This is a genomic window from Deinococcus roseus, assembly GCF_014646895.1.
GTDB classification, from domain to species: Bacteria; Deinococcota; Deinococci; order Deinococcales; family Deinococcaceae; genus Deinococcus_C; species Deinococcus_C roseus.
In genome coordinates this window covers 70,914-79,747 of sequence record NZ_BMOD01000023.1, presented here as the reverse complement: position 1 = coordinate 79,747, position 8,834 = coordinate 70,914, and the positions used below count along the sequence as shown (strand labels likewise).

8 protein-coding genes are annotated in these 8,834 nt (G+C 55.7%); 5 read left to right on the top strand and 3 right to left on the bottom strand.

The window, feature by feature from the left end; all coding sequences use genetic code 11:
• The coding region (locus IEY52_RS21145) for a glycoside hydrolase family 3 protein (protein ID WP_189006559.1) at positions 1-875 on the top strand (875 nt) is incomplete at its 5' end.
• Positions 876-979: 104 nt separating this feature from the next.
• Here the strand turns inward: IEY52_RS21145 and IEY52_RS21140 are convergent.
• Positions 980-1,891: an aldo/keto reductase gene (locus IEY52_RS21140; protein WP_268239749.1), complete on the bottom strand. Its 912-nt coding sequence runs from the start codon at positions 1,889-1,891 to the stop codon at positions 980-982.
• Between the two features lie 183 nt (positions 1,892-2,074).
• Here IEY52_RS21140 and IEY52_RS21135 point away from each other — a divergent pair, with 183 nt between their 5' ends.
• Positions 2,075-2,533, top strand: a complete 459-nt coding sequence (locus IEY52_RS21135; protein ID WP_189006556.1) for a MerR family transcriptional regulator — start codon at positions 2,075-2,077, stop codon at positions 2,531-2,533.
• On the opposite strand, the gene IEY52_RS21130 is transcribed toward IEY52_RS21135, so the two are convergent.
• Complete coding sequence (locus IEY52_RS21130) at positions 2,530-5,457, bottom strand: DUF4132 domain-containing protein (RefSeq protein WP_189006553.1); 2,928 nt, start codon at positions 5,455-5,457, stop codon at positions 2,530-2,532. The two genes, IEY52_RS21135 and IEY52_RS21130, sit on opposite strands and share 4 nt — an antisense overlap.
• Positions 5,454-5,855 carry a hypothetical protein gene (locus IEY52_RS21125; protein ID WP_189006550.1) on the bottom strand — a complete coding sequence of 134 codons (402 nt, stop codon included), beginning with the start codon at positions 5,853-5,855 and terminating at the stop codon, positions 5,454-5,456. Before IEY52_RS21125 ends, IEY52_RS21130 begins: the two co-directional genes overlap by 4 nt.
• A 240-nt stretch (positions 5,856-6,095) precedes the next feature.
• Here IEY52_RS21125 and IEY52_RS21120 point away from each other — a divergent pair, with 240 nt between their 5' ends.
• The 3 genes from IEY52_RS21120 to IEY52_RS21110 all read left to right on the top strand — a co-directional run bounded on the left by IEY52_RS21120 (position 6,096) and on the right by IEY52_RS21110 (position 8,653).
• Positions 6,096-6,368 (top strand): helix-turn-helix transcriptional regulator, encoded by a 273-nt coding sequence (locus IEY52_RS21120; protein WP_189006547.1) that lies wholly within the window; start codon positions 6,096-6,098, stop codon positions 6,366-6,368.
• Positions 6,369-6,432: 64 nt separating this feature from the next.
• Positions 6,433-8,058, top strand: coding sequence for a tetratricopeptide repeat-containing diguanylate cyclase (locus IEY52_RS21115; protein WP_189006543.1), 1,626 nt, complete (start codon positions 6,433-6,435; stop codon positions 8,056-8,058).
• On the top strand, positions 8,051-8,653 hold the full coding sequence (locus tag IEY52_RS21110; protein WP_189006526.1) for a hypothetical protein: 603 nt from the start codon (positions 8,051-8,053) through the stop codon (positions 8,651-8,653). The genes IEY52_RS21115 and IEY52_RS21110 overlap by 8 nt, the downstream gene beginning before the upstream one ends.
• The last annotated feature ends 181 nt before the right edge of the window (positions 8,654-8,834 follow it).

Sequence of the window (8,834 nt, the reverse complement as noted above, 5' to 3'; positions counted from 1 at the left end):
ACACCTGTGTGGTGCAGAGCATCAATGCGGGGATCGACATGGTGATGGTGCCGTTCAAGTACGAGCGTTTCATGGAGACCCTCACCCGGGCGGTGGAACAGGGGGATGTTTCCATCGAAAGAATTGATGATGCGGTGTCCAGGATTCTGCATGCGAAACATGCGCTGGGGCTGTTTGAGGAGCAGGAACTCCCCGAATTGTCAGTGGTGGGGTGCAGAGAGCACCGGGAACTGGCCAGAGAAGCGGTGCGGAAATCGCAGGTGCTGCTGAAGAACGACAACGTGTTCCCGTTGAGCAAGAACCAGCGGATTCTGGTGGCTGGGGGTGCGGCGAATGACCTGGGGGCGCAGTGTGGGGGGTGGAGCATCTCCTGGATGGGCGGTCATGGCAACATCACACAGGGCACCAACCTGCTGGAAGCCTTCACAAACACCCTCTCCAGCCCTGAGCTGCTGGAATACAGCGAAGACGGATCCAGCAGCGAACAGTTTGAGGTCGGAATTGTGGTGATTGCAGAGGAACCGGCAGCGGAGGGGATGGGGGACCGTTTCGAGCTGAAACTGAGCGAGAAGCACCTGGACGTGATTGCCAACGCCCGGAAAGTGTGCAACAAAATCGCTGTGCTGCTGCTGTCGGGGCGTCCTTACGTGGTGACGGAACAGCTGCCGGAGTGGGATGCGTTTGTGGCGTGCTGGCTGCCTGGAACAGAAGGACAGGGGGTGGCAGACGTGGTGTTCGGGGATGTTCCTTTTACAGGGAAACTGAGCTACCACTGGCCTTTAACCCAGCAGGATCTGCGACTGACTTCGGAAAGCCAGCACCTGTTCACCCTCGGGGACGGCATCACCACCGAAAAAACCCCGGTCATTGCCTGATTTCTTCTGAACTGATTTGACCTGCACCTGGGCACTCCCGGCCCAACAAAATGCTCCACGGGCTGAAGCGCGGCAAAGCTTCAGCCCGTTTCTGTTTTGCCCATTTACCAGCGAAACTGGTGGGGCCTGAAATCTGCAAAAGCATCTGCCAGATGGTAAGGCACAACCACCTGACCCGGGCGGGAAATTTCATCAATGTGCTGCAGGTCTTCCGCGGAAAACCTGCAGCACATTGCCCCCAGCTGGTCCTGCAACTGGGTGAGGGTTCTGGCTCCGATCACTGCTCCGGTCATGCCTGCCTGCTGGATGCACCACGCCAGATTGAGTTGCGTCAGGGTGCAGCCTTTCTGCCGGGCCAGCACCTGCAGCTTCTCCACCATATCGAAGGCTGGATCCACCAGATGCTTGCTGTTCCAGTCGCCTTCTGCACTTTCGAAACGGCTTCCTGAGGGCCTGGGCTGGTTGCGCTGGTATTTTCCGGTCAGAAACCCCCCGGCCAGCGGAGACCACGACAGCACCCCCATGCCATAACTCTGCGCCATGGGCAGCAGCTCCTTCTCCAGGCTGCGGTCCAGCAGGTGGTAGGGGCTTTGCTCCACCACAAAACGGTTCAGCCCGTATTCCTTTGACACCCACAGCGATTCCATCACCTGCCACGCTGCAAAACTGCTGGTCCCAATGTAACGCACCATGTCCAGGCGGATCAGGTCATCCAGGGCCCTCAGGGTTTCATCGATGGGGATGGTGGTGCTGGGCCTGTGGATGTAATAAATGTCTAGAAAATCCGTTCCCAGACGCTTTAACGATTGGTGCACCTGATCGAGGATGTGTTTGCGGCTGTTGCCTCTGGCGTTGGGGTTGCTGTCTTCCATTGAAACATGCACTTTGCTGGCCAACACGATGCGGTCTCTGGACACCTGCTGCAGGGCTTTTCCCAGCACCTCCTCACTGCTGCCTTTGCCGTAGATATTGGCGGTGTCAAAGGAATTGACGCCCATTTCCAGGGCCAGAGCCACCTGACGGTCTGCTTCCTACTGGTCGGTGGCCGTTCCATACAGCATGCTTCCCAGCGTGAGGGGACTGACAAACAGCCCGGTTCTGCCCAGTTGTCGGTGTTCCATGTTTTCCTCCGTGTCTTGCTGTGGTTTCAGGACTGCTGAGGGAAGTGTAGAACTTCAAGTAAACTTGAAGTCAAGACCATGACCCAGACCCTGAACCAGAACCCCACCGACAGAACCGAAGTGACCTTCTCCATCCAGCAGATGTGCCTTGTGGTGGGACTCCCGGCTTCCACCCTGCGGTATTACGAGGACCTTGGGCTGCTGGGTGTGGTTCCCAAAAACAGCAGCGGGCACCGCAGGTACCAGGAAACGCACCTACACCGTTTGCGTTTCCTGCAGCTGCTCAAAAACACCGGAATGCCCCTGGAAGACATGAAGCGTTTTGCCCTGCTGGACGATGCTGGCGCGAGCACCGCACCAGAGCGCATCCTGATGCTCAGAGACCACCATCTGGCTTTGCAGGACAAGGTGACCCTTTTGCAGGAACAACTGGGTCACCTGGCTGGAAAAATCCAGTACTACCAGCAGGTCTGTGAAAAGTACGGCCTGCCTGATCCGTTGCGGGAACAAGCAGACGCGCCACCCCCGGGCCTTTAGCGCCTGATCTGGCGGGTGATGGTGGGATCGCTGATTTTATTGTCCTGGGCCAGCATGAAAGCCTTGGACAGAATGATTGCCAGCGTGCGGTCTCCATCGAAGGGCAACAGCACCTGCTCTTTGACCGACGATCCAGGCACAATGCACAGGTACTGGTCGTCGGGTTCCATCAGGATGTTGCCACTTCCCAGGTGAATTTTGTAAGCGCGCAATTTGCCCTGCACCCGTAGAAAACGGCCTTCCAGGGTGGCCTGATTGCGGATCTTGAGCCTGGGAACCAGTTTTTCCAGCAGCACCTTGCGGGTCTGCGCGGTCTCACTGAGCTCCCCGAAACTGTAGCCCTGCCAGTAGGTGTAATGCCGCTGCTGCGCCCCCTGGTCGGTCCAGTTGGGGTCGTTGCCCACGCTGCACACCCCCACAAACAGATCCACATCTCGCATGGTCTCGCTGAAGACCAGAGCAGGAATTTCGCTGAGTGGGATGGGTTCTGCTGTCATAGGATGGAGGTAAGAGCCGCTGGTGTAACCCCCTCCACCTGCATGTGCCCAGTTTTCACTGGCATTCAGGGCATAGAAGCGCACCTGATCGGTGGCAAGGTACAGGAAAGTGCCGGATTCGTTGGTGTCGATGCCGTATTCATCTCCAGCCCCCTCCACCCAGAATTCAGCCCTGAGGTTCCATTCAGGCAGCTTTTTCAGGGGCGGGTTGTAACTGTCATCCACCATCAGGCGCAGGTCGTTCTTCCATCCCCTCAGCCCACACAGGGCATTGAACTGGTGCTGCTTTAAAATGTGGGCTGCAAAGCGGTTGGAGTACACGCGGGTGTTTTCTTCTGCTGCAGTCAGCAGGTAAATCTCCCGGAAAGCCTGTTTGAAGGGCTGCGTGATGCCCTGCTGAAGCACAAAATCCCTCCAGAGCAGCACCTCTTTGGTGTCAGAATCCAGCGGGTGCCACAAAGCAACCCTGGCGTCTTCTGGAACACTGCAAACCTGACCCGTTGCACCGACAAACCGGTCTTGCTGCCACATCAGGCTTTGCACCTGCCCTGCATGCTCGAATTTCCAGATCAGGTTTCTGGCAACCAGATGCACCAGAGGATGCTGCAGGTAACGCTCCTGCCACACTTCAAAAGACCAGCTTTTCTGCTTCAGGTACAGGCCATCCAGACGGTCAGACACAGCGGTCAGCATCTGGGGGATGTCTTTGCTCAGGGCTTTCAGTTCCTTCAATTCCTCTGCAAAGTCCTGTTTGGCCTGAGCAGAAGGGCTTTTCAGCACCTTGCCAGCAGCATTCTGGTAACTGATTTCCACCTCGCGGCCCTTCACCTGCACTTTTGCAGTCAGGTCCCCGAGTTGCTCCATCCTTTCCCCTTGCACATCCAGGCCATAAGTGGGGATGCCCAGTTCTTCCAGGTCTTCTTTGCTGATGCCCAGTTTGCTGGCTTTGGCATCCAGGGCTTTCTCGATTTCTTTGAGGGTGGATTTGAAGGTGACCCGGGTTTTCAGGCGGGCCAGTTGCGCCAGGGCTGCACTGGTGTCCAGCTGGCCCAGTGCATAAATGCAGGCATTGGCAATTTTGGGGTTTCTTGGACCCACGCCAGGGAGTTTTTTCAGGCTGTACTCGGTGAGCTGGGCAAGCAAGCGGGGAAGTTGCGGGTGAGAAACCCCAGGAGTCAGCCAGATGATGCCTCGCAGCAAGCTGGAATTGAATCCGTCTTCTGCCTGATTCATGGAAGAATGTTGATCCGTGAGCAGAGCAAAACTTCGTCCCTGTGTTGCTTTCTCAAGCCAGGACAGGATGTTCAGAAGTGGGTCAGACAGGGTGTTCACACAGGCTTGCAGGTTTTTCAGGAGTTTGGCATTGGGTTTTGAACCTGAAAATTCCAGACTGTACTCGAAAATTTTGCGCCAGGCTGCTGTTTCACTGGCTGGGAGGGTTTGAAGATCACTCAATGCCTGATCAGCCCAGATCTCTCCTGCATTTGGCAGGGCATCATTCAGCCAGTTCAGGACCTCTCTGGTTGCGGCGTAATCTGGGTACATGGCAGCAGTGCGCCTGAGCATGGCTTTGGTTGTTTCAGGCAGGGTTTTGTTCTCCCAGGATGCTTTGCACAAGGCTTTGATCAAAGCAAAAAGGGGATCATTGAACCACAGGGAATGCCTTTTTCCTGCCCATTCCAGCACTGCAAGGGTGACCTGAGAATTCAGCGGTTTTTCTTGTTGCAGCAAAAGATGCAGAGCTTTCAGACTGACCACAAGTTCCTGATTTGTATCAAGCAGCATCATCATCACCTGCTCTCTGACCTGTCTGGTTTGTTGCTGAACGTGTTGGAGCAAAGATTGCCCTCTGTAAATAAACCCAGAATTGAAAGTCCATTTCTCATATGTGCTGAGCTTTTGAATCCACATCTGGGCCTGTTCAGTGGGGTTGGTGCTGGCACTTGACTCGGCAATGGCATTCAGCTGTGCTGCTCCTTCTTTGAGTTCTGCACCAAATGCTTGCAAAGGTTCCGGGAAATGGGGAAGGGACTCATTGAGCAGATCGCTGAGGGCGATGCTTCTGGATTCATCAAGCTCTACAAGTTTGCGCAAAGCCATGAACGGAGAAGGGTTGGCTTGACCTTGCGCATCACTGCTCCATTTCAGCAAATAGATGCGTGCGACTTGTGGTGCAGGAAAGCTTTGCTGATGGGTGGCCAGTGATTCCAATGCCCGGGAAAGCCACTTGTGTTGCTCAGATGTTCGCAGGGACATTTGAGGCAGAGAAAATTGCAGCAGGTGCTGAAACAGGTCTGGCTGAAAAGTTTCACTGGACACAAAATTTTGCAGCAGAGCAACAGTTTTTTTGGCCTCAGGTGTCTGGGCTGGGCTGTTGTTGAAGAAGATCTTTTCAATGCGTACAGCGATCACTTCAGAACGGTTCACCCCCCCACCAGCGGGACGAGTTTCAGAAAGGTCACCTCGGTGGGTTCATCAAGGGTCAGGCGGATGGTCTCGTCCAGGCTTTCAATCTGGCGGTCATTCACCAGCAGGATCAGCAAAGAGGCCTCGAAAGCCTGCTGGGCCAGATGGTATTGTTTTTCCCAGTCCAGGGTTCTGTGGGCTTTCTGGCGGGGACCGTTGAGGGTGTGTTCGGTTTCTGCGGGTTGCACCAGACCGGAGAACACAGCGGATTTGCAGGTGTTGAAATCCAGCACCTCTTCGTAAATGCGCCTGCGCAGGATTTCCCTGGCCGGAATCCGTTCTTCCAGAAATTCCAGGGTGCCCAGTGGGGTTTTTTGTCCAGCGGTGGTCTCATCTTGCAAGGTGAGAAAATGGGTCATGGAAGCTCCTAATTATGTTTTTAACATAATATCATGGAGAGCAGTACAGTACAACACCAAACCTCTCTGAGCCCTCTCTGATTCCATTGCGCACAAACTGCACATTCTGCCCTTCTCTTCTCATAAAGGTGTAATCGAAATGTAACAATTTCAAATTGGTGATTCAGGCTACAGCTTGGCTTATACTTGCTCACAAACAGGCCCGATGGGCCTGAACCTGTCAAGAAGGTGTGACTGCTGGTGAAATCAACCTCCCAACCTGCCGAACCACCCATGCATCCCGGTCTGATCCTGCACTTTGAATGCGAGTGCAGAGATGAAACTGTGGAAGGGCTGGCGCAGGCGCTGAACCATGACCTGAACGAACTGGTGCAGGTGCTGCAGGGTGAAGCCCCCATCACCCCGCTGCTGGCGATCAAGATCCAGCAGCACTGGGAGATCTCTGCAGGCTTGCTGGTCAGCATCCAGCGGGACCATGACGCTTTGCTGGCCACAAAACACGCTTCTTGCTGAAACAAAACCCCATGCAGCACAGGTAAGAGTTTGGTGACCTCCCACTGGATACAGTAAAAGCAGCATGATGTCTGCAGATCCAGATGGTTTCCTTTTTCCTGCCCCCCTGAACATGGATCCCTGTGCCCAGGCCCAGTTGCTGCTGGACATCGGAGCCGTCACCGAAGCCCTGAAATGCCTTGAAACAGCTGAACACCTGAGTTTGCCTGGACTGGAATTGAAGGCCAGCCTCCTGCACCAGCTGCTCAGGTCCAGTGAAGCCTTGGAGGTGGTGCAGCACCTCCTGCAAGACCTTCCTGAAAGCAGTGAAGATGCGGTCCGGCTGCAGCTCAAAGCCATTGAAATCCTGCAGAACCTGGGAGACTTTCAGGAAGCCCGCAGCAGGCAGATGACCCTGATCCAGCAGCTTTCCCATGAGGATTCCCGTTACCTGACCCTCCTGCTGGATGTGTGCTCCACCTTGCTGTTGCAAAGCACCGTGGAGGACTTTCTGCAGGTCTTTGACCACCTGGCCCGCCTGAATGACCTGGAGAAGGCCAGGGTGCTAAAAGAGCTGGGCGATGTGATGTGCTCGGTGAAACGCTATGCCCACGGGCTCCGTTTGTTTCAGATGGCCCTCAGGCTGGTCCCAACAAACAACGAAAATGTGCAGCAAAGGGTGGAGATCCTCAACGGCATTGCGGGTGTGCAAACCTGGACCAGCCACCCCCAGCTGGCCCTGCCCTGCTACGAAGAGAACATCCAGATGTACCAGCAAATTGGCAACATGCAAGGCCAGATCCAGCAGCGCCTCAACATCGCCAAGGTGGCCATCAACATCCCCCGCTACCGTTACGCAGAGCAGGTGCTGAACGAGGCCATCGAACTGGCCAAACAGCACCATTTCCCCCAGCTGGCAGGGCAGGCCCACTGGCTGATGATGAACGTGCGCAGCCTCACCCGCAACGCTGTCCTGGACCACCTGGAAGCCTACGTGCACTTTGAGAGGGAACATCCGGGCAGCAGTGCAGACAGCCATGACCCCATCCGGTTGCAGCAGGAACTCAGGCTGCACCAGCAAAATGGCGACTACCAGAAATCCCTGCGGCTGGAACTGGAAAGCGCCTACCGCAAACTCTCTGCTTTGAACGAGGAGCGCCAGATGCTCTACGAACGTCTGGAACGACAGGCCGAGGAATTCGAGCGGCTGGCCAACACCGATCCCCTGACCGGACTGCCCAACCGCCGCCTGTTCTTCACGCAGTTTGAACGGGAATACGCCCGGGTGCAACGCACCTGTGAGCACTTCAGTGTGGTGCTGATGGACATCGATCACTTCAAGAGCGTCAACGACACGTACTCCCACAAAACCGGCGATCTGGTGCTCAAGATCGTCTCGGAAATCCTCAGGCAGGACAGGCGAGGCAGCGATCTGGTGGCCCGTTATGGTGGCGAGGAGTTCGTGATGCTGCTTCCCGGAGCAGACACCTCAGGGGCCAGAATGGTGTGCGCCCGCATCCAGAAAAGTCTGCAAGATTACCCCTGGAACAGCATCATGCCAGAGCGCAGCATCACCATGAGTTTCGGGGTGTGCTCCAACACCACCCTGGAGAGCATCGATCAGGTGCTGATGCAGGCCGATGAACACCTGTACCAGGCCAAGGCTGCAGGCCGCAACTGCATCGTCAGCGAGGAGATGCAACATGGCTGAACCCTCTGCTTACGCTGTGACCCTGCGGCTTGACCCTGAAACCACCCAGATGATTGTGGACGCCCGCAAAGCCCTGCTGCAACAGGAAGACCTCTCCCACCTGACTGCTCCTCCTCACATCCTGCTGAAAGGCCCCTTTCGGGCCTGCGTGCCTTGCGGTGCCCTGATCCAGCGTCTGGAACTGGGCATGCTGGACTTTGATCCGGTTTCATTGCACCTGGGAGACCTGCGCTGGTTGAACGGCACCCAGTTGCACTGGGACGCCACCCGCAATGCAGACGGTGAACAGAACTTTGAATTGATGCACCTGAAAACCCAGCTGTGGATGGTGTCGTCCTCGCTGGTCTCCATCCATTGTGAATTCAGTCCCAGCGAACCCTTCAGTTTCCGCACCATCAACCCCTGGCAACCCGGCATTTCGCTGGTGCGCCGCCGCACCCCTCCGACAGAAGAATACCTTTTGCCCTTGCAGCCCAGAGAAGCCAGAGGACAGGTGCTGGAGCTTTTTCGCATGCAGATGCAGGGTTCATGGGTGATCTCCTGGCAGCACGTGGCTTCTTTTGCAGGCAGACATGCTGCGCAGGTCAGAACGTGAAAGCGTCCAGAACCATGTGACCGAAACATGCATTACAAATGCACCGATTTGTTTTCACCCCCAAAAACTGTAAAATGAGGACAGTGTCTGGATCACGCTTGTTGGTTCCCACCCCCTTGATGCCCTGCTCCTGTCAGAACCCAGATGTCAGAATCCCGTCGCCCCAGACACCAAGACCCGA